The organism is Streptomyces sp. UNOC14_S4 (assembly GCF_020740835.1).
Classification (GTDB): domain Bacteria; phylum Actinomycetota; class Actinomycetes; order Streptomycetales; family Streptomycetaceae; genus Streptomyces.
Genome location: NZ_JAINFC010000023.1, coordinates 11,736 through 30,837, shown reverse-complemented (window position 1 = coordinate 30,837; position 19,102 = coordinate 11,736). Strand labels below are relative to the sequence as shown.

The window sequence follows — 19,102 nt, the reverse complement described above, 5'->3', positions numbered from 1 at the left end:
GGCCCGCCCCCGTCGCCGCGCGGCCACCGGCACCGCCCACCGCCCCGCCGCGAACCGTGGCACCGCCGCCACGGCCGCCGACGTCCCCGTGACCGCCGGCGCGCACCGCCAGGCCACCGCCACGGCCGAATGCGCCGACGGCCTCGGCCACGAGCAGGACGGCCCCGGGCGTGGCGGCACCGCCGTCGCCGGAGCCGCCCCGCGGCGCCCGTTCAGCCGCCACCGCCGCGCCGCCGCCAAGGTCCGCCCGCAGCAGGCCGGCCGCCCCGAGCCGTACGCGGGCCGGGCCAAGGGCTCCTTCCGGCCCGGCGGCAGCCGCGGCGCCCGCCGCGCCCGTCCGGGCAACCCGCCCGTGCCGCGCATGTCCCACCGCACCCGGCTCGCCTACGCGCTGAGCCTCGGGGCCCTGCCGCTGCTGCCCACCGTCGCGATGCTGCCCGCGCTCGTCGGCACGTACTACCTCGTCGAGGGCTGCTCCACGCTGCTGTCGGTGTCGCTGCTGCTGATCGCCGCCGCGCCCGTCCTCACCGTCGTCACCACCCTGTGCTGGGCGCTGCTCGTCGCCGGTGTCGTCCGCGCCCTCGGCCGCGGCATCGAGCCCGGCGACCACCCGGCCACCGGCGGCGTCGCCTGGCGCGCCTGGCTCGTCACGCGCCTGCTCGACTCCACCCGCTCCAGCCTCTTCCCGCTCTACGCGGGCCTGGCCACGCCCGTGTGGATGCGGCTGCTCGGCGCCCGCGTCGGCAGGAGCGCCGAGATCTCCACGGTGCTGCCGCTGCCCTCGCTGCTCACCGTCGAGGACGGCGCGTTCCTCGCCGACGACACCCTCGTCGCCCCCTACGAGCTGCGCGGCGGCCGGATGCGGCTGGGCACCGCGCACATCGGACGGCGCGCCTTCGTCGGCAACTCCGGCATCGTGGGCCCCGGCCGCAGCGTCCCCGACCACGGGCTGGTCGGCGTCCTCTCCGACACCCCCGAACACACCGAGCCGGGCGGCTCCTGGCTGGGCCGGCCCGCGATGCCGCTGCCGCGCGTCGCGACCGTCGCCGACGCGGGCCGGACGTTCGAGCCGCCGCGCCGCCTCGTCCTCGCCCGCATGTCCGTCGAGATGTGCCGCGTCCTGCCGCTGATCATCGGCTTCGTCTTCGCCGAACTGGTGCTGCTCGGCGAGCAGGACGCGCTCGACACCGGCGGCCCCTGGCTCGCCGCCGCCGTCGGCGCGCCCCTGCTGCTGGCCGCCGCGGCCGCCGCCGGGCTCACCGCCACCGCGGCCAAGTGGCTGCTGATGGGCCGCTTCAAGGTGGGGGAGGCCCCGCTGTGGAGCTCCTTCGTCTGGCGCAACGAGCTCTACGACACCTTCGTGGAGTCCCTCGCCGTGCCGTGGATGGCCGGTCCCTTCACCGGCACCCCGGTCCTCAACTGGTGGCTGCGCAGCCTGGGCGCGCGGATCGGCCGCGGCGTGTGGTGCGACACGCACTGGCTCCCCGAGACCGACCTGGTGACCCTCGGCGACGGCGTCAGCGTCAACCGCGGCTGCGTCCTGCAGACCCACCTCTTCCACGACCGGATCATGCGCATGGACGCCGTCCACATGGCCGCGGGCTCCTCGCTGGGCCCGCACGGCATCGTCCTGCCCGGCACCACCATCGGCGAGCACGCGGCCATCGCGCCCTCGTCCCTGGTGATGCGCGGCGAGTCCGTGCCCGCCGGGACCCGCTGGGCGGGCAACCCCATCGCCGGGGAGCGTGTGGCGTGAGAAACGGGGGCCGCGCCTCCCTCCGGGACCGCTTCCCGTGCAGCCGCCGCGCCCTGCTCACGGCCGCGGCGGCCCTCCCGCTGACCGCCACCGCGGCCAGCACCGGCAGCAGGAGGTCCGCCCCGGACGACGGCTCGGCGCGGTACTTCCCGCGCCACGGCTCGTACGGCCACCGCACCCTCGCCTACGACCTGCGGCTGTCCTACGACCCCGACACGGCCTGGCTCGACGGGCACGCCACGATCCACGCGGTCGCCAACCGGTGCACGCGCCAGGTCGAACTCGACCTGGCGCGGCTCACCGTGAGCTCGGCCGAGATCGACGGCGCGCCCGCCGCGGTGCGGCAGCGCGACGGCAAGGCCGTGCTCACCGTCGAGCGGGCGCTCACCGAGGAACAGCCGTTCACCGTGGACATCCGCTACAGCGGCAGTCCGCGGCCCGTCCGCACCCCCTTCGGCTCGATCGGCTGGGACCGCACGGGCGACGACTACGACGGCACCGTCGTCGCCTCCCAGCCGCTCGGGGCGCCCTCGTGGTTCCCGTGCAACGACCGGCCGGACGACAAGGCCGCCTACACGGTCACGGTCGTCGTGCCCGACGGGCAGCACGCCCTGGCCAACGGCACCCTGCACGAGCGCCGCACCCTCGACGACGGCTCGGTGAGCTGGACCTACCACCACCCCGGGCCGATGGCGTCCTACCTCGCCGCCGTCTACACGGGCCGTTTCGCCCACGAGACCCACCACGCCGACGACAACGGCTCGCCCGTCCCGCTGCGCAACGCCTACCCCGCCCACCTCGCCGACCGGGCCCGGCACGACCTCGCCCGCCAGCCGGAGATGATCCGCCACTTCACGGAGCTCTTCGGTCCGTACCCCTTCGAGACGTACGGGGCGGTCGTCGTCGACGCCGAGCTCGGGGCGCCCGTCGAGAACCAGACGCTCTCCGTCTTCGGCCGCAACCACATGGACGGGCGGCGCGGCTCGGAGACGCTCGTGGCCCACGAGCTCGCCCACCAGTGGTACGGGAACAGCGTCAGCCTCACGGACTGGCAGCACATCTGGCTCAACGAGGGCTTCGCCACCTACGCGGAGTGGCTGTGGTCCGAGCACCTCGGCGAGTACGACGCCCACGACCTGGCCACCCAGGCGTGGCGGGAACTCTCCGGCAAGCGGCAGAACCTGCGCATCGGCGACCCCGGGCGCAGCCGCATCTTCGACGACCGGATCTACGTCCGCGGCGCGTGCACCCTGCACGCGCTGCGGCTGGAGCTGGGCGACGAACGCTTCTTCACCGTCCTGCGCACCTGGCACGACGCGCACCGCGGCGGCAGCGCGGACACGGACGCGTTCGTCGGCCACGCGGAACGGGTGACGGGCCGCCCGCTGACGGCCCTGATCCGCCCATGGCTGTTCGACAAGACGCTGCCGCGGTTCCCTGTGTGAGTGCGGGCACGGACCCGCCCGGTCACCAGTGCGCCGGGCGGGCCAGCGACGGCGGCAGGACGGTGCTGCCGTCGCCCTTCGCGGCGTCGAGCTGCGACTGCACGAGGAAGAGGGCGCCGGTGAGGTCGGCGCCGCGCAGGTCCGCACCGCGCAGGTCGGCCCCTATGAGGTCGGCCGTGCGCAGATCCGCGCCCCGCAGGTCGGCCCCTATGAGCAGGGCCCCGCGCAGGCTCGCGCCGCGCAGGTCGGCGCCCCTGAGCCGGGCGCCGATGAGGTCGGCTCCCCGGCGTTCCTTCTTCCTGCCGCCCAGCCCGGCGCGCGCGAGCTCGCTGGCCCGTAGCAGCAGGGGGTTGACGGCCTGCCGGACCGCGGCCACGTCGGTGGCCGCGAGGGCCTCGGGGTCCTGGTGGGTGAGGCGCTCGGTCTCCTCCAGCGCGCGGGCCAGCTCCGCCCGGATGGGACGGGCCGCCCGCAGCGCGTGGGCCTCCGTCAGATAGCGCAGCAGCTCGTGCAGGTCCCGCATGACCGGGAACACGTCGAACATCCGCCGCGCGGTCTCCGGGGCCTCCCGCCAGTCCCGGCCGCCGAACGTGACCTGCGAGACCTTCTGCCCGGCGCCGAAGCAGTCGTAGACCGTGCAGCCACGGAAGCCGCTCTGCCGCAGCTGTGTGTGGATGCCGCAACGGAAGTCCTGCTGGATGTTGCGGCACGGTGTGCGGGCGGGCTTGTCGACGGCGAAGTCGGAGGAGGCGGCGAAGGCGGGGACGACGCAGCACAGTGCGAAGCACTTCGTGCAGTCGGCGGTGTATATGTGGGGCAAGCGCTTGGATTTCCTTCTGGTGCGTCGTGGTTGGGCGGGGGTGCGCCTATGGGGGTGCCGCTTGCGCTTGCGCGCGGCTGCGGCTCCGGTGGGGGCGGGCCGCGCAGTTCCCCGCGCCCCTTCAGGGGCGCGGGGAACTGCGCGAGCAACCACGACGCAACCCGCAGTCGCGCACCGAGCGCAAGAGGCACCCCCGTAGGCGCTACTTCAAGAGACCAGCCCGGCGCAGAGCATCGGCCATCGCACCGCCCCCGTCGTCGCTCTCGCGCCGCGGCCGCGGTGCCGCACCCCGACCAGGACGGTCACCCCGACCGGGACGGTCAGGACGGTCCCCCCTCGCCGGCTTGCCCGTCGGCTTCGCCGACGGCGTCGCCTCGTCGTCGAGGCGCAGCGTCAAAGAGATCCGCTTGCGCGGGATGTCCACGTCCATGACCTTCACCCGCACGATGTCACCCGGCTTCACCACGTCCCGCGGGTCCTTGACGAAGGTCCTGGACATGGCGGAGACGTGCACCAGGCCGTCCTGGTGGACGCCGATGTCGACGAAGGCGCCGAAGGCCGCCACATTGGTGACCACACCTTCCAGGAGCATGCCGGGGGCGAGGTCGCCGATCTTCTCGACGCCTTCCTTGAAGGTCGCGGTCTTGAACTCGGGCCGCGGGTCGCGCCCCGGGTTCTCCAGCTCGCGCAGGATGTCGGTGACGGTCGGCAGGCCGAAGGTGTCGTCGACGAAGTTCTCGGGGCGCAGCGAGCGCAGCTTCGCCGTGTCGCCCATGAGGGCCGCGACCTCGCCCTTGTCGCCGACGGCGGCCCGGACGATGGCCTGGGCGAGGGGGTACGCCTCGGGGTGCACGCCGGACGCGTCCAGCGGCTGGTCGCCGCCGCGGATGCGGAGGAAGCCCGCGCACTGCTCGAACGCCTTCGGGCCGAGCCGGGACACGTCCTTGAGGCCGCGGCGGGAGCGGAAGGGGCCGTTGGTGTCGCGGTGGGCGACGATGTTCTCCGCGAGGCCGGTGCTGATGCCGGAGACGCGGGCGAGCAGCGGCACGGACGCGGTGTTCACGTCGACGCCGACACCGTTCACACAGTCCTCCACGACCGCGTCGAGCGAGCGGGAGAGCTTCACCTCGGACAGGTCGTGCTGGTACTGGCCGACACCGATGGACTTGGGGTCGATCTTGACGAGCTCGGCGAGCGGGTCCTGGAGCCGCCGGGCGATGGAGACGGCGCCCCGGAGGGAGACGTCCATGCCGGGCAGCTCCTGCGAGGCGTACGCGGAGGCGGAGTACACCGAGGCGCCCGCCTCCGAGACCATCACCTTGGTCAGCCCGAGCTCGGGGTGACGCGTGATCAGGTCGGCCGCCAGCCTGTCGGTCTCGCGGGAGGCCGTGCCGTTGCCGATCGCGACGAGCTCCACGCCGTGCTCGCGGGCGAGCCGGGCCAGGGTGGCCAGCGAGGCGTCCCACTTCTGCTGCGGCACGTGCGGGTAGACGGTCTCCGTCGCGGCGACCTTGCCGGTCGCGTCCACGACGGCGACCTTCACGCCCGTACGGAAGCCGGGGTCGAGGCCCATCGTGGCACGCGTGCCGGCCGGGGCGGCGAGCAGCAGGTCGCGGAGGTTGGCGGCGAAGACGCGGACCGCCTCGTCCTCGGCGGCCTGCCGCAGGCGCAGCCGCAGGTCGATGCCGAGGTGGACGAGGACGCGGGTGCGCCAGGCCCAGCGCACGGTGTCGCCCAGCCACTTGTCCGCGGGGCGGCCGCGCTGGGCGATCCCGAACCGCCGGGCGATGGCCTGCTCGTACGCGGTCGGGCCGGTGGCCTCGGACGGCTCCTCGGGCTCCAGGACGAGGTCGAGGACCTCCTCCTTCTCGCCGCGCAGCATGGCGAGCACCCGGTGCGAGGGCAGCTCGGTGAAGGGCTCGGCGAAGTCGAAGTAGTCGGCGAACTTCGCGCCCGCCTCCTCCTTGCCGTCCCGCACCTTCGCCGCGAGGCGGCCGCGCGTCCACATGCGCTCGCGCAGCTCGCCGATCAGGTCGGCGTCCTCGCCGAAGCGCTCGGTCAGGATGGCGCGGGCGCCCTCCAGCGCGGCCGCGCCGTCGGCGACACCCCGCTCGGCGGAGACGAAGGCCGCGGCCGCGGCGAGCGGCTCGACGGAGGGGTCACCCAGCAGGCCGTCCGCCAGCGGCTCCAGGCCCGCCTCCCGGGCGATCTGCGCCTTGGTGCGCCGCTTGGGCTTGAACGGCAGGTAGATGTCCTCCAGGCGGGCCTTGGAGTCGGCCGCGAGGATCTGCGCCTGAAGCGCCCCGTCCAGCTTGCCCTGGGCGCGTACGGAGTCGAGGACCGCCGTGCGGCGGTCCTCCAGCTCCCGCAGATAGCGCAGGCGCTCCTCCAGCGAGCGCAGCTGCGCGTCGTCGAGTGCCCCGGTCGCCTCCTTGCGGTAGCGGGCGACGAAGGGCACGGTCGCACCGCCGTCGAGCAAGTCGACGGCGGCCTTCACCTGCCGCTCCCGGACGCCGAGCTCCTCGGCGATCCTGCCTGCGATCCTGTCCTCGGTCGACGCACCCGCTGCCGTCACGATCACGCTCCGCTTCCTCTTCGAGCTGTGATCTGCATTGTGGCAGGTGCCGCCGACAACGCCGTGCGGGGCGTGTCGGCCCGAGCCGTACCCGCTCGGGCCGTACTCGCTCAGGCCGCGCCGAGGAGGTCGGCGGGGAAGGCGCCCGCGGTGGCCGCCGCCGTGGCGAACGCCCCCGCGAGCTCGGTGAGGCGGGCGACGCCCTCCGCGCCGAGGTGCTCGTACGGGGCCAGGTCCAGGCGGTCCGTCTCGGCCTCCACCTCCTCGCGCAGCGCGGTGCCCGCCTCCGTCAGCTTCCCTCCGGCGTCGAGCAGTCCGCGCTCGCGCAGCCGCGCGTGGGCCGCGTCCAGCTCGGCCTCGCTCCAGCCGCGCGTCTTCATGATCCACTCGCGGCTCATGCCGCGGCCGGTCGCGCTGTGGCTGACAAGTGCCTCCACCGGGTCGAGCCCGGCGCGGACGAGCGCCATCACGTGACCGTCGCCGCGGTGTTCGCGCAGCAGGGTCGCCGCGTACCACAGCACTTGGAGCGGAGCCTTGGGCACCGGCAGGTCCGCGTGGGCGGCGTAGAGCGGACGGCCGCCGCGCGAGCACGCCTCGGTGGCGCGCAGGGCGAGGCGCGCGGCCTCGGCGAGTTCGGGGGAAGCGGTGGTCTCCTCGCCCAGGAGGCGGTGCAGGGTGGCCTCGGCGGCACGCAGCCGGGCGGCGACGACGTCCGCGGGGGAGGCGAGCTCCCAGACGCCGGGGATGTGCTTCGCGATCGTCTCGTGCTTGTAGTTGTAGAACGTGGCCGTCACGGGACCGGCGCCCACCGGCCCGAGCGCGGCACTCCGCGCCGCCAGGTTGACGGCACGGGGGTCCGTGATGCCCAGCGGCCCCAGCTCCTTGTGAATCTCGGGGCCGAAGTACACGGTGGCGTGAAGGGTGTTGAGCGGGGAATGACAGCGGCGCGCGGCACGCTCGGGCAGACGCTCTGCAATGGTCATGACTGCACGTTACCTACTGGTCGGTACACAGGGAAGCGGGGGCGAGGACGTCGACGTCGGCCAGGGCCGATGGCAGAAAAGGTGGGAAGCTCGTCATTGCGGACGCAACCCGAGTGGATCAGCATGGTGGACATGACGCCGCGCCGGAATGTGTTGATCGTCCTCTTCGAGGAGGTGCTGAGCCTCGATGTGACGGGGCCTCTGGAAGTGTTCACCGGAGGAGGTTCCTCCGTCGGTGACACCAAGGCGTACCGGGTCCGCACCGCCACGGTCGACGGCCGTCCCGTGCGCACCAGCAGCGGGCTGCTGCTGACGCCGGACTGCGCGCTCGACGAGGCGGACGTCCCGCACACCCTGGTGGTGCCCGGCGGCGACGGCACCCGCGCGCCCGACCCGCGGCTGGTCGACTGGCTGCGGGGGAACGCGCCGCGCGCCGAGCGCGTCGTGTCGGTGTGCACCGGCGCGTTCCTGCTCGCCGAGGCGGGGCTGCTCGACGGCCGCCGCGCGACGACGCACTGGGCACTGTGCGCCGCGCTCGCCCAGCGCTTCCCGGCCGTCCGGGTGGAGCCTGACCCGATCTACGTGCGCGACGGGAACATCGCCACCTCCGCCGGCGTCACCGCGGGCATCGACCTCGCGCTCGCCCTCGTCGAGGAGGACCTGGGCCGGGACCAGGCGCTCGCCGCCGCCCGCAACCTCGTCGTCTTCCTGCGCCGCCCCGGCAACCAGACCCAGTTCAGCGCGCAGCTGGCCGCGCAGACCGCACGCCGGGCGCCGCTGCGCGACATACAGCACTGGGTCGTCGAGAACCCCGACGCCGACCTCTCCGTCGACGCGCTCGCCGCCCGCTCGGGCATGTCGCCGCGGCACTTCGCCCGCGCCTTCCAGAGCGAGGTCGGCATGACGCCCGGCCGCTACGTCGACCGGGTCCGGCTGGAGGCCGCGCGCAGGCTGCTGGAGGACACCGACGACTGTGTGAACAAGATCGCGCGCGTCTGCGGCTACGGTACGCCCGAGACCATGCGCCGCGCCTTCGTCCGCTCCCTGGGGGCCTCGCCCGCCGAGTACCGGCGCCGCTTCCAGCCCCTGACCCCGGCCTGAGGGCCCGTCACCCGTATCCGCAGGAAGGAACACCCGTGCAGATCGCCATTCTGCTCTACCCCGGCTTCACCGCACTCGACGCCATCGGCCCGTTCGAGACGCTCAGCAATCTCCCGGGCGCCGAGACGGTCTTCGTGGCCGAGCAGCCCGGCGCGCTGCGCAACGACAACGGCAAGCTCGGAATGCTCGCGGACGCCTCGCTCGCCGAGGTGCCCCGGCCCGACATCGTCGTCGTGCCCGGCAGCCCGAACGCCCTGGCCGCGCTGGAGACCGGCGCCGTGGGCGCGTGGCTGCGGGACGTCGACCGCACGACGACGTGGACGACGTCCGTGTGCACCGGCTCCCTGATCCTCGCCGCCTCCGGCCTGCTGAAGGGCCGCCGCGCCACCTCGCACTGGCTGTACCTGGAGGAACTGGCCTCCTACGGCGTCGAGTCCACCGGCGAGCGGGTCGTCTTCGACGGCAAGTACGTGACCGCGGCCGGTGTCTCCTCCGGCATCGACATGGGTCTCGCGCTCACGGGCCGCATCGCGGGGGACCGCGTGGCCCAGGCCATCCAGCTGCTCATCGAGTACGACCCGCAGCCGCCCTACGACGCGGGCTCCCCGGAGAAGGCCCCGGCGGACATCGTCGAGGAGTGGCGGGGCCGCAAGGTGGAAACGGCGGGCGGCCTGTTCGCGTAGCAGCACACGGACCAGGGGCGGGAAAGGACCGGGACGGGGGTCCGGCCCTCTCCCGCCCCCCTCACACGCGCCCCGTAAGGGGCGCGGGGCTGCTGTCGATATGCGGCTCCGCCGCGTGGGCGCGAGCAACCATCCACGGCCCGCACCCGCCGAACAACATCACGTGCCGAGCTCATAGGCGCAGAACGGCCCGCAGCCGACGGACGGCCTCAGCCCTCCACGGTCCAGACAAACCGCGGCTGACGCCGCTCCAAAAACGCCGCAACCCCCTCCACCGCCTCGTCGCTCCGCGACGAATGCTCCGCCCAGTGGGCGACCCGGTCCACATGCCCGGCCACGAACTCCTTCGCCGCCACCTGCGTCAGCTGCGAGCGGGAGGCCAGCACCCGGGCGTACTCCGCGACCCGCTTGTCCAGCGCGTCGCCGGGCCACACCTCGTCCACCAGGCCCGTGCGCAGCGCGCGTTCCGTGTCGATCAGCTCGGCGGAGAAGAGCAGGTGCTTGGCCGTCGCGGGCCCGACCAGCTCCGCCAGCCGCCGCGTGGACGAGGCGGCGTAGACGATGCCCAGCCGCGCCGGGGTCACCCCGAAGGACGCGCCCTCGGCCGCGAAGCGCAGGTCGCAGGCGGCCGCGAGCTGGCAGCCGCCGCCCACGCAGAAGCCGCGGATCGCCGCGAGCGTCGGCTTGGGGAAGGCCGCGAGCGCCTCCTCGGCGGCGACGGCCAGGTCGCGCGAGCCCGAGCCGCCGTCCGTCAGTCCGGAGATGTCCGCGCCCGCGCAGAACGTGTCGCCCTCGCCGGTGAGCACCAGCACGCGTACGGCCGGGTCGGCGGCGCAGCGCTCCAGCAGTCCGGGCAGGGCCCGCCACATCGCGTCCGTCATGGCGTTCCGCTTGGCGGGGTTGGTGATGCGGACGGTCGCGGTGCCGTCAGCGATGGTGAGATGCAGTGCGGGCTCCATGGCCGGATGCTATCCGGGGCGCGATTCCATGATCGGACCTATGCTCGCAACAGGGGACTCTCGCAACAGGGGGTGCCGACAGGGGGCCAACAGGGGGCGCTGTGAGGAGGCGCTCATGTCCAGGGGTACGAGACGGGCGCGCACCCCGGCCGGCAGGCTCGGCCGCCGCTTCGGCGTGCTGGCGCTGCTGGGCGGGATCCTGGTGCTCGCCGGGCTGGTCGGACTGGCCTATGTGGGGTTCGCGACGCTCACCACGATGATCCTCTTCGGCTGGCTGCTGCTGATCGGCGGGATCGTCGGCCTGGTGCACGCCGTGCAGTCGCGGGACACCAGCTTCTTCTGGCTCGGCGTGGTGGTCGCCGCGCTCAACATCGCCGCGGGCGCCGTGGTGATCCGGCGGCCCGAGGTCGCCGCCGTGGGGCTCACCATGTTCGCGGCGCTGCTCTTCCTCACCGGCGGGCTCTTCCGGCTGGTGGGCAGTCTGGTGGTGCGCGGGCCGCAGATGGGCTGGACGCTGGTGCAGGGTGCCTTCGGGCTGCTGCTGGGCATCCTGGTGCTGGCCGACTGGCCGCACAGCAGCCTGTACGTCATCGGCACCTTCTTCTCCCTCGCCCTGCTCTTCGACGGGCTCGGCCTCATCGCCCTCGGGGTCGGCGGACGGCAGGTCGTGAACCTGGTCTCGGAGAAGGACCGGTGAGGGTGGCTCGGAAGAAGATGTTCCGGATCGTTCAAGAGGCTATGAGAAGCATGGCCAGGAACAGTCGCGTGAGTGACTGTGGCATACGCACGCGATCAAATACCGTCGATAGAAGCTGATTTCCGCGCAGAATGCCGGTGCGGACCCTCGCGTTCCCAACACTCGATGTGCGGTCGAGACGGTGAGGGGTTGGTATCGGACATGGAAATCCTCGGGAGCGTCCCGCCCGAACCGGGACAGGCCCCGCCTCGCAGGCCGATCGAGTTCGACGGCGCCTGGCGGTTCACGGCTCCCGCGCTGGACTCCTCCGTACCCCGCGCCAGGCACGCCGTCCGCGACCTGCTGGGACACCAGCGCGTCCCCCTGCGCGACGACCTGCTGCACGGTCTGCTGCTGATCGTCTCCGAGCTCGTCACCAACGCCGTGCAGCACGCGGCGCTGCTCTCGCCCGAAGTGGCCGTGGAGATCTCCATCGGGCCGCACTGGGTGCGGGTGGCCGTCGAGGACGACCACCCCTACCGGCCCAAGCCCCTGGAGGCGGACGACGACCGCATCGGCGGCCGCGGGCTGCTCCTCGTCCAGACGATCTCCGACGAGGCGGGCGGCCTGTGCGACGTCGAGCACACACCGAACGGCGGGAAGGTGGTCTGGGCCGCCCTCCCGCTCGGCACGCCCGCTACCAGCCCGCTGCGTCCCCGGTGATCTCGCGCACCACCGGGCGCGCGGTGTCCAGCACATCCATGAACCACGCCGAGAAGGTGAACTTCTCGCGCATCGCGTCGAGCTCGGCGGGCGTCACGAAGGCCGTGTCCTCGACCTCCTCCGGATCCGGCCGCAGCCCGGCGCGCATGATGCCCACGAACAGGTGGTTGTACTCCTGCTCGACCAGGCCGGACGCCGGGTCGGGGTGGTTGTAGCGCACCGTGCCCGCCTCGCGCAGCAGCGCGGGGGCCGCGCCCAGCTCCTCGGCCGTACGGCGGGCCGCCGCGACGAACGGCTGCTCGCCCGGGTACGGGTGCCCGCAGCAGGTGTTCGACCAGACGCCGGGGGAGTGGTACTTCCCGAGCGCGCGGCGCTGGAGCAGCAGCCGCCCGTGCTCGTCGAAGAGGAAGACCGAGAAGGCCCGGTGCAGGTGCCCCGGGGCGATGTGCGCGGAGAGCTTCTCCGCGGTGCCGATCGTTCTGCCGGACTCGTCGACCAGTTCCAGCATGATCGGTTCAGCTGCGCCCTCGGGGGCGGGGACCGCCGGGTCCTCGGCGGACGGGCCCTTGGCAGGTGTGATCGGCATTGACCATCCTCGTAGTCGGTCTTCGAGCGCTCAAGTCTGCCGTACCCCGTTCCGGTGCGGATGATGGAGTCCGACCGGAATCCAGCCGATGTGATCGCCCACACAGGCCGGCTACCGAGCCGGACCGCGCGTTCAGCACAGCGCTCAGCGTCGTCGTGCCTCGGGGTGGTGGTGGCACCAGCCCTCCCACGCCGACGTCACCATGCTCCGCACGTCGTGCACCGGGCTCCAGCCCAGCTCCTTCGCGATCAGCTCGTTGGACGCCACGACACGCGCGGGGTCGCCCGGACGGCGCGCCTCGACCAGGGGCGCGGGCTCCGCGTACCCCGTGACCTCGGCGATCAGGTCCGCCATCTCCCGTACGGACACGCCGCGGCCGGTGCCCACGTTCAGCGTGAGGTCGCCCGTCTCCGGGCGGCCGTCGAGCCGCCGGGCCGCCGCCAGGTGCGCGGTGGCCAGGTCCTCGATGTGGATGTAGTCACGCACGCAGGTGCCGTCGGGCGTGTCGTAGTCGTCACCGAAGATCCGCGGGCTCTCGCCCCGCGTGAGCCGGTCGAACATCATGGGGATGATGTTGTAGATGCCCGTGTCGGCCAGCTCCGGCGCGGCCGCGCCCGCCACGTTGAAGTAGCGCAGGCACGCCGTGGAGATCCCGTGCGCGGCCCCCGCCGCCCGCACGAGCCACTCCCCGGCCAGCTTGGTCTCGCCGTACGGATTGATCGGCAGGCACGGCGTCTCCTCTGTGACGAGGTCCACGTCCGGCATGCCGTAGACGGCCGCGGAGGAGGAGAAGACGAAGCTCCTGATCCCCGCCGCCACCACGGCCTCCAGCAGCACCGTCAGGCCGTGCACGTTCTCCCGGTAGTAGAGCAGCGGCTTCTCGACCGACTCCCCGACCTGCTTCTTCGCCGCCAGGTGCACCACGCCCGTGATCCCGAGCTCCGCGAACGTGCGGTCGAGCAGCTCGCGGTCCAGCACGGAGCCCCGCACCAGCACGCATCCCTCGGGCAACCGCTCCGCCGTGCCGGCGGACAGGTCGTCCAGCACGGCGACCCGCTCCCCGGCGTCCGTCATCGCCCGGGCCACATGTCCCCCGATGTACCCGGCACCGCCTGTGATCAGCCACGTCATGAACGGCACCCTAAGCCACTCCGCGTAAGGTCCCCGTTCCCTTCACACCGGTCCGCCCCCGCTCCGCGCCTCCTGACCACCCCCCTTGTCAAGGGGAACGTCAAGGGGAACGTCAAGAGGTGGTCAACCGGGAACCGGGAGCGCCCTCCGCGCGTCCTCCCATAGGCCCCCCACGGCACCGCCGAGGGCGGTCCCACCGGGCCGCGTCACGGCGCACGTGCGGTGAACGGCTGCTTCCGGTGATCCGATAGCCTCTGCCGACGTGCCCGTACGCCACCCCCACCCATGGCGTGGCACGCCCGCCGCACCGGACACCCCGCAGAAGTCCGCGGCATCCGCTTCCAAGGAGTGAGTTCGTCTGTCGACCGCCATCGTGACCGGTTCGCCGCCCGCAGGCTCCTCTCTTGAGGACGACCTGCGGTCCCTGGGCTTCGGCGTGCGTGTGGTCACCGACGCCGCCGCCGTCCCCGCCGAGCTCGCCGCCGTCCCGGCGGACCAGCGCGTCGCGCTTGTCGACCCGCGGTTCGTGGGCCACGTCCACGCCCTGCGCCTGGCGCTGACCGACCCCCGGTTTCCCGCCGCGGCGGCCACCGGCGCGCTGACGGCGCGGCCGGAGGCGCGCGGCGCACTCCTGAGCGCGCTGCGCAGCGGTGAGGCGGTCTCGCCCGACGCCGTCGCCGCCCGGCTCGACGCCGAAGGCGTGTCCGTGCACCGGCCCGACCTCGGTGTCCTCGTCGCCGCCGTGCCCGACGACGACGGGACCCGCGCCAAGACGCTCGCCGAGACCGCCGCGGTCGACGAGGAGGCCGTGCGCCTGCGCGCCGCCGTGAAGTCCCGCGACGGCTTCTTCACCACCTTCTGCATCAGCCCGTACTCGCGCTACCTCGCGCGCTGGTGCGCGCGCCGCGGTCTCACCCCCAACCAGGTGACCACCGCCTCGCTGCTCACCGCCCTGATCGCGGCGGGCTGCGCGGCCACCGGCACGCGGGGCGGCTTCGTCGCCGCGGGCGTGCTGCTGCTCCTCTCCTTCGTGCTGGACTGCACCGACGGCCAGCTCGCCCGCTACTCCCTGCAGTACTCCACGCTCGGCGCCTGGCTCGACGCCACCTTCGACCGCGCCAAGGAGTACGCCTACTACGCGGGCCTCGCCGTGGGCGCGGCCCGCGGCGGCGGCACCGACGACGTCTGGGCGCTCGCGCTGGGCGCGATGGTCCTGCAGACGTGCCGCCACGTGGTCGACTTCTCCTTCAACGAGGCCAACCACGACGCCACGGCCAATACGAGCCCCACCGCCGCGCTCTCCGACCGGCTCGACAGCGTCGGCTGGACCGTCTGGGCCCGCCGCATGATCGTGCTGCCCATTGGCGAGCGCTGGGCGCTGATCGCGGTCCTCACCGCCCTCACCACGCCCCGCGTCGTCTTCACCGTGCTGCTGATCGGCTGCGCGATCGCCGCCTGCTACACCACCGCGGGCCGCGTCCTGCGCTCGCTCACGCGCAAGGCCAAGCGCACCGACCGGGCCGCCCAGGCCCTCGCCGACCTCGCCGACTCCGGGCCGCTCGCCGAGCTCACCGGCCGTACGCTGGGCCGCTCGATGGCCGCGGGCACCTACAGCGCCCCGTACTGGGCGATCCTCGGCGCCGCCGCCCTCTTCGTCTGGCCGCTCGTCGCGCACACCGTCGGCACCTGGCGGGCCGTGCCCCAGGCCGTGGTCTACGGCGTCCTCGCCGGGGTGGCCGTCGCCCACGCGCTCAAGGGCCCCCTCGACTGGCTCGTCCCGCCGGTCTTCAGGGCCGCGGAATACTGCCTGGTCCTGGCCCTGGCGGCGACCTCGGACGAGCCCGGCGCCCTGCCCGCGGCTTTCGGCCTGGTGGCCGCGGTCGCCTACCATCACTACGACACGGTGTACCACATCCGCGGTGGCACCGGCGCGCCCCCCCACTGGCTGGTGCGGGCGATCGGCGGGCACGAGGGACGGGTCCTGGCGGTCTCGGTCGCCGCCGCCCTGTGGCACGACCAAGGTTTCACGATCGCGCTGACGGTCCTGGCGTCCGCCATCGCGCTCACGGTGCTCACCGAGAGCATCCGCTTCTGGGTGTCCTCCGGGGCACCCGCAGTACACGACGAATCAGGAGAACCCGCATGATCGGCCTCGTGCTGGCCGCCGGCGCCGGACGGCGTCTGCGTCCCTACACCGACACCCTGCCCAAGGCGCTGGTGCCGGTCGGCCCCTCGGGCGAGGAGGAGCCCATCACCATCCTCGATCTCACCCTCGGCAACTTCGCCGAGATCGGCCTGACCGAGGTCGCGATCATCGTCGGTTACCGCAAGGAGGCCGTGTACGCGCGCAAGGAGGCGCTGGAGGCGAAGTACGGCCTCAAGCTCACCCTGATCGACAACGACAAGGCCGAGGAGTGGAACAACGCCTACTCCCTGTGGTGCGGCCGTGACGCCCTCAAGCACGATGTGATCCTCGCCAACGGCGACACCGTGCACCCGGTCTCCGTCGAGAAGACCCTGCTCGCCGCCCGCGGCAACGGCCAGAAGATCATCCTCGCCCTGGACACGGTGAAGCAGCTCGCCGACGAGGAGATGAAGGTCGTCGTGGACCCCGACAAGGGCGTCCAGCGCATCACCAAGCTGATGGACCCGGCCGAGGCCACCGGTGAGTACATCGGCGTCACCCTCATCGAGGGCGAGGCCGCCGCCGACCTGGCCGACGCCCTGAAGGTCACCTTCGAGCGCGACCCCGACCTCTACTACGAGGACGGCTACCAGGAGCTCGTCAACCGCGGCTTCAAGGTCGATGTGGCCCCCATCGGCGACGTCAAGTGGGTCGAGATCGACAACCACGACGACCTCGCCAAGGGCCGGGAGATCGCGTGCCAGTACTGACGAGGCTCATCCCCTCGCCGGTCGTCGTCGACATCCGCGCCGGGGCGCTGGACGACCTGGCCGGTGTCCTCGCCGACCAGCGGATCTCCAGCTCCGGCAAGCTGGCCATCGCCATCAGCGGCGGCTCCGGGGCGGTGCTGCGCGAGCGGCTCGCCCCGGCGCTGCCCGGCGCCACCTGGTACGAGGTGGGCGGCGGCACCCTGGATGACGCGATCAAGCTCGGCGACGCCATGAAGAAGGGGCACTACGACGCGGTCGTGGGCCTCGGCGGCGGCAAGATCATCGACTGTGCGAAGTACGCCGCCGCGCGAGTCGGCCTGCCGCTGGTGGCCGTCGCCACCAACCTCTCGCACGACGGCCTGTGCTCGCCCGTCGCGACCCTCGACAACGATGCCGGTCGCGGCTCCTACGGTGTGCCCAACCCGATCGCCGTCGTCATCGACCTCGACGTGATCCGCGAGGCCCCGGTGCGCTTCGTCCGCTCGGGCATCGGCGACGCCATCTCCAACATCTCCTCCGTCGCGGACTGGGAGCTCTCCCACCGCGAGACCGGCGAGGCGATCGACGGACTGGCCGCCGCCATGGCCCGCCAGGCGGGCGAGGCCGTGCTGCGGCACCCCGGCAGCGTCGGCGACGACGGCTTCCTCCAGGTGCTCGCCGAGGGCCTGGTGCTCACCGGCATCGCCATGTCGGTGGCGGGCGACAGCCGCCCCGCCTCCGGCGCCTGCCACGAGATCAACCACGCCTTCGACCTGCTCTACCCCAAGCGGGCCGCCAGCCACGGCGAGCAGTGCGGCCTCGGCGCCGCCTTCGCGATGTACCTGCGCGGTGCCCGTACGGAGTCCGCGCTCATGGTCGAGGTGCTGCGCCGCCACGGGCTGCCCGTGCTGCCGCAGGAGATCGGCTTCAGTGCCGAGGAGTTCGTGAAGGCCGTCGAGTACGCCCCGCGGACCCGCCCCGGGCGCTACACGATCCTGGAGCACCTCGACCTCTCCACCGACCAGATCAGGGACGCTTACGCCGACTATGCCAAAACCGTCACTAGCTGAACTCCGTCCGGTCGTCCACCCCGGCGGCCTCAAGGACCGGCGCAGCGGTGAGCACTGGGCCGGGCGCCTCTACATGCGCGAGGTCTCGCTGCGCTGCACCCGGGTGCTGCTGGACAGCAGGCCCACGCCCAACCAGTACACCGGCATGATGATCCTCGCCGGGGTCGCCGCGGGCGCCGCGCTGCTGGTCCCGGGCCTGACCGGCGCGGTCCTCGGCATGCTGCTCATCCAGCTGTACCTGCTGCTGGACTGTGTGGACGGCGAGCTCGCGCGCTGGCGCAAGGTCACCTCGACCACCGGCGTCTACCTCGACCGGGTGGGCCACTACCTCTCCGAGGCCGCTCTTCTGGTGGGTTTCGGCGTCCGCGCCGCGGACGTCTTCCACCGGGACGGGGCGGCCACGCAGTGGCAGTGGGCGTTCCTGGGCACGGTGGCCGCGCTCGGCGCGATCCTGATCAAGGCCGAGACGGACCTGGTGGACGTGGCCCGTGCCCGCAGCGGCATGGCGGCCGCGCAGGACTCCGCGGCGACGCCCCGCTCGGCGCGCATGGCCATGGCCCGCAGGGCGGCGGCCGCGCTGAAGTTCCACCGGCTGGTCGGCGGCGTCGAGGCGTCGCTGGTGATCCTGGCCGCCGGGATCGCCGACTTCTTCCACCACGACCTGCTGTTCACCCGGATCGCGGTCGTCGTGCTGGCCGCCGTCGCGGTGCTGCAGACCGTGCTGCACCTCGTGTCCATCCTCGCTTCGAGCAGGCTGAAATGAGTGCCCCCTCGCTGAAGGTCGGCGCGGTCGTCCTCACCATGGGCAACCGCCCGGCCGAGCTGCGCGCGCTGCTGGAGTCCGTCGCCAAGCAGGACGGCGACCCCATCGAGGTCGTCGTCGTCGGCAACGGCTCCCCGCTGCCCCCGCTGTCCGTCCCCGGTCTCACCGTCCGCACGGTGGAGCTGTCCGAGAACGTCGGCATCCCGGCCGGCCGCAACGTCGGCGTCGAGGCCTTCGGTCCCGCCGGGCGCGAGGCCGACATCCTGCTCTTCCTGGACGACGACGGGCTGCTGCCCGGCCAGGACACCGCCGAGCTGTGCCGGAAGGCGTTCACCGAGGACCCGAAGCTCGGCATCATCAGCTTCCGCATCGCCGACCCCGACACCGGTGTCACCCAGCGCCGCCACGTGCCGCGGCTGCGTGCCTCGGACCCGCTGCGGTCCTCGCGGGTGACGACCTTCCTCGGCGGCGCCAACGCCGTGCGCACCCGGGTCTTCGCCGAGGTCGGCGGGCTGCCCGACGACTTCTTCTACGCGCACGAGGAGACCGACCTCGCGTGGCGGGCCCTCGACGCGGGCTGGATGATCGACTACCGCGCCGACATGGTGCTGCACCACCCGACGACGGCCCCCAGCCGGCACGCGGTCTACCACCGGATGGTGGCCCGCAACCGGGTGTGGCTCGCGCGCCGCAACCTGCCCGCGCCCCTCGTCCCCGTCTACGTCGGGGTGTGGCTGCTGCTGACGCTGGCCCGGCGGCCCTCGCTGCCCGCGCTGCGCGCCTGGTTCGGCGGCTTCCGCGAGGGGTGGACGACGCCGTGCGGACCACGCCGTCCCATGAAGTGGCGTACCGTGTGGCGCCTGACCCGACTGGGTCGCCCTCCCGTGATCTGACAAGCTCTAGTCGTGAGCACATCGGGCGCGAACCGGGGCCCCGGCCCCGGGAGCGCACCTAGAG

General features: G+C 73.1%; 17 protein-coding genes. 11 read left to right on the top strand and 6 right to left on the bottom strand.

What is annotated here, in order from left to right; all coding sequences use genetic code 11:
• Both K6I34_RS04150 and K6I34_RS04145 read left to right on the top strand, forming a co-directional pair.
• Nucleotides 1–1,756: Pls/PosA family non-ribosomal peptide synthetase (locus tag K6I34_RS04150; protein WP_374230791.1), on the top strand; the 1,756-nt coding region annotated here is incomplete at its 5' end.
• Entirely contained in the window at nt 1,753–3,201 is a 1,449-nt protein-coding gene (locus tag K6I34_RS04145; RefSeq protein ID WP_229322682.1) for a M1 family metallopeptidase, read from the top strand. The genes K6I34_RS04150 and K6I34_RS04145, both read left to right, overlap by 4 nt.
• Before the next feature lie 22 nt (nt 3,202–3,223).
• On the opposite strand, the gene K6I34_RS04140 is transcribed toward K6I34_RS04145, so the two are convergent.
• The 3 genes from K6I34_RS04140 to K6I34_RS04130 all read right to left on the bottom strand — a co-directional run bounded on the left by K6I34_RS04140 (nt 3,224) and on the right by K6I34_RS04130 (nt 7,579).
• The gene (locus K6I34_RS04140; RefSeq protein WP_229322681.1) at nt 3,224–4,021 is read right to left on the bottom strand and encodes a pentapeptide repeat-containing protein; all 798 of its coding nucleotides are present in this window, start codon (nt 4,019–4,021) and stop codon (nt 3,224–3,226) included.
• Between the two features lie 202 nt (nt 4,022–4,223).
• Entirely contained in the window at nt 4,224–6,596 is a 2,373-nt protein-coding gene (locus K6I34_RS04135) for a Tex family protein (RefSeq protein ID WP_308293957.1), read from the bottom strand.
• A 110-nt stretch (nt 6,597–6,706) separates the two neighbouring features.
• A complete protein-coding gene (locus K6I34_RS04130) occupies nt 6,707–7,579 on the bottom strand; it encodes a hypothetical protein (RefSeq protein WP_229322679.1) in 873 nt (290 codons plus the stop codon).
• Between the two features lie 132 nt (nt 7,580–7,711).
• On the opposite strand from K6I34_RS04130, the gene K6I34_RS04125 reads away from it, so the two are divergent.
• Together K6I34_RS04125 and K6I34_RS04120 are read left to right on the top strand one after the other, a co-directional pair.
• Nucleotides 7,712–8,680 carry a GlxA family transcriptional regulator gene (locus K6I34_RS04125; protein WP_229322678.1) on the top strand — a complete coding sequence of 323 codons (969 nt, stop codon included), beginning with the start codon at nt 7,712–7,714 and terminating at the stop codon, nt 8,678–8,680.
• A 35-nt stretch (nt 8,681–8,715) separates the two neighbouring features.
• On the top strand, nt 8,716–9,363 hold the full coding sequence (locus K6I34_RS04120) for a DJ-1/PfpI family protein (protein ID WP_229322677.1): 648 nt from the start codon (nt 8,716–8,718) through the stop codon (nt 9,361–9,363).
• Between the two features lie 209 nt (nt 9,364–9,572).
• Here the strand turns inward: K6I34_RS04120 and K6I34_RS04115 are convergent, their stop codons facing one another.
• Nucleotides 9,573–10,322, bottom strand: a complete 750-nt coding sequence (locus K6I34_RS04115) for an enoyl-CoA hydratase/isomerase family protein (protein WP_229322676.1) — start codon at nt 10,320–10,322, stop codon at nt 9,573–9,575.
• A 115-nt stretch (nt 10,323–10,437) separates the two neighbouring features.
• On the opposite strand from K6I34_RS04115, the gene K6I34_RS04110 reads away from it, so the two are divergent.
• Together K6I34_RS04110 and K6I34_RS04105 are read left to right on the top strand one after the other, a co-directional pair.
• Nucleotides 10,438–11,019, top strand: a complete 582-nt coding sequence (locus K6I34_RS04110) for an HdeD family acid-resistance protein (protein WP_229322675.1) — start codon at nt 10,438–10,440, stop codon at nt 11,017–11,019.
• A 201-nt stretch (nt 11,020–11,220) separates the two neighbouring features.
• Nucleotides 11,221–11,721 carry an ATP-binding protein gene (locus tag K6I34_RS04105; protein ID WP_229322674.1) on the top strand — a complete coding sequence of 167 codons (501 nt, stop codon included), beginning with the start codon at nt 11,221–11,223 and terminating at the stop codon, nt 11,719–11,721.
• On the opposite strand, the gene idi is transcribed toward K6I34_RS04105, so the two are convergent.
• Together idi and galE are read right to left on the bottom strand one after the other, a co-directional pair.
• Nucleotides 11,696–12,307, bottom strand: coding sequence for an isopentenyl-diphosphate Delta-isomerase (gene idi, locus K6I34_RS04100; RefSeq protein ID WP_229322673.1), 612 nt, complete (start codon nt 12,305–12,307; stop codon nt 11,696–11,698). The genes K6I34_RS04105 and idi overlap by 26 nt on opposite strands.
• A 144-nt stretch (nt 12,308–12,451) precedes the next feature.
• A complete protein-coding gene (galE, locus tag K6I34_RS04095) occupies nt 12,452–13,438 on the bottom strand; it encodes a UDP-glucose 4-epimerase GalE (RefSeq protein WP_229322672.1) in 987 nt (328 codons plus the stop codon).
• A gap of 358 nt (nt 13,439–13,796) precedes the next feature.
• Between galE and K6I34_RS04090 the strand changes: the two genes are divergently transcribed.
• From K6I34_RS04090 to K6I34_RS04070, 5 genes are read left to right on the top strand one after another with little or no spacing between them, the layout of a single operon-like run.
• Nucleotides 13,797–15,584 (top strand): DUF5941 domain-containing protein, encoded by a 1,788-nt coding sequence (locus tag K6I34_RS04090; RefSeq protein WP_229322683.1) that lies wholly within the window; start codon nt 13,797–13,799, stop codon nt 15,582–15,584.
• The gene (locus K6I34_RS04085) at nt 15,581–16,333 is read left to right on the top strand and encodes a sugar phosphate nucleotidyltransferase (RefSeq protein ID WP_229322671.1); all 753 of its coding nucleotides are present in this window, start codon (nt 15,581–15,583) and stop codon (nt 16,331–16,333) included. Before K6I34_RS04090 ends, K6I34_RS04085 begins: the two co-directional genes overlap by 4 nt.
• Nucleotides 16,321–17,382, top strand: coding sequence for an iron-containing alcohol dehydrogenase family protein (locus K6I34_RS04080; protein ID WP_229322670.1), 1,062 nt, complete (start codon nt 16,321–16,323; stop codon nt 17,380–17,382). The genes K6I34_RS04085 and K6I34_RS04080 overlap by 13 nt, the downstream gene beginning before the upstream one ends.
• On the top strand, nt 17,360–18,145 hold the full coding sequence (locus K6I34_RS04075; RefSeq protein WP_229322669.1) for a CDP-alcohol phosphatidyltransferase family protein: 786 nt from the start codon (nt 17,360–17,362) through the stop codon (nt 18,143–18,145). The genes K6I34_RS04080 and K6I34_RS04075 overlap by 23 nt, the downstream gene beginning before the upstream one ends.
• Complete coding sequence (locus tag K6I34_RS04070; RefSeq protein WP_229322668.1) at nt 18,142–19,038, top strand: glycosyltransferase family 2 protein; 897 nt, start codon at nt 18,142–18,144, stop codon at nt 19,036–19,038. The genes K6I34_RS04075 and K6I34_RS04070 overlap by 4 nt, the downstream gene beginning before the upstream one ends.
• Nucleotides 19,039–19,102: the final 64 nt, after the last annotated feature.

Bases quoted from the DNA above. Each gene is read 5' to 3' on its own strand.
- K6I34_RS04130 (WP_229322679.1), bottom strand. From the start codon at position 7,579: ATGACCATTGCAGAGCGTCTGCCCGAGCGTGCCGCGCGCCGCTGTCAT.
- K6I34_RS04125 (WP_229322678.1), top strand. From the start codon at position 7,712: ATGACGCCGCGCCGGAATGTGTTGATCGTCCTCTTCGAGGAGGTGCTG.
- K6I34_RS04115 (WP_229322676.1), bottom strand. From the start codon at position 10,322: ATGGAGCCCGCACTGCATCTCACCATCGCTGACGGCACCGCGACCGTC.
- K6I34_RS04110 (WP_229322675.1), top strand. From the start codon at position 10,438: ATGTCCAGGGGTACGAGACGGGCGCGCACCCCGGCCGGCAGGCTCGGC.
- K6I34_RS04105 (WP_229322674.1), top strand. From the start codon at position 11,221: ATGGAAATCCTCGGGAGCGTCCCGCCCGAACCGGGACAGGCCCCGCCT.
- idi (WP_229322673.1), bottom strand. From the start codon at position 12,307: ATGCCGATCACACCTGCCAAGGGCCCGTCCGCCGAGGACCCGGCGGTC.
- galE (WP_229322672.1), bottom strand. From the start codon at position 13,438: ATGACGTGGCTGATCACAGGCGGTGCCGGGTACATCGGGGGACATGTG.
- K6I34_RS04085 (WP_229322671.1), top strand. From the start codon at position 15,581: ATGATCGGCCTCGTGCTGGCCGCCGGCGCCGGACGGCGTCTGCGTCCC.
- K6I34_RS04075 (WP_229322669.1), top strand. From the start codon at position 17,360: ATGCCAAAACCGTCACTAGCTGAACTCCGTCCGGTCGTCCACCCCGGC.
- K6I34_RS04070 (WP_229322668.1), top strand. From the start codon at position 18,142: ATGAGTGCCCCCTCGCTGAAGGTCGGCGCGGTCGTCCTCACCATGGGC.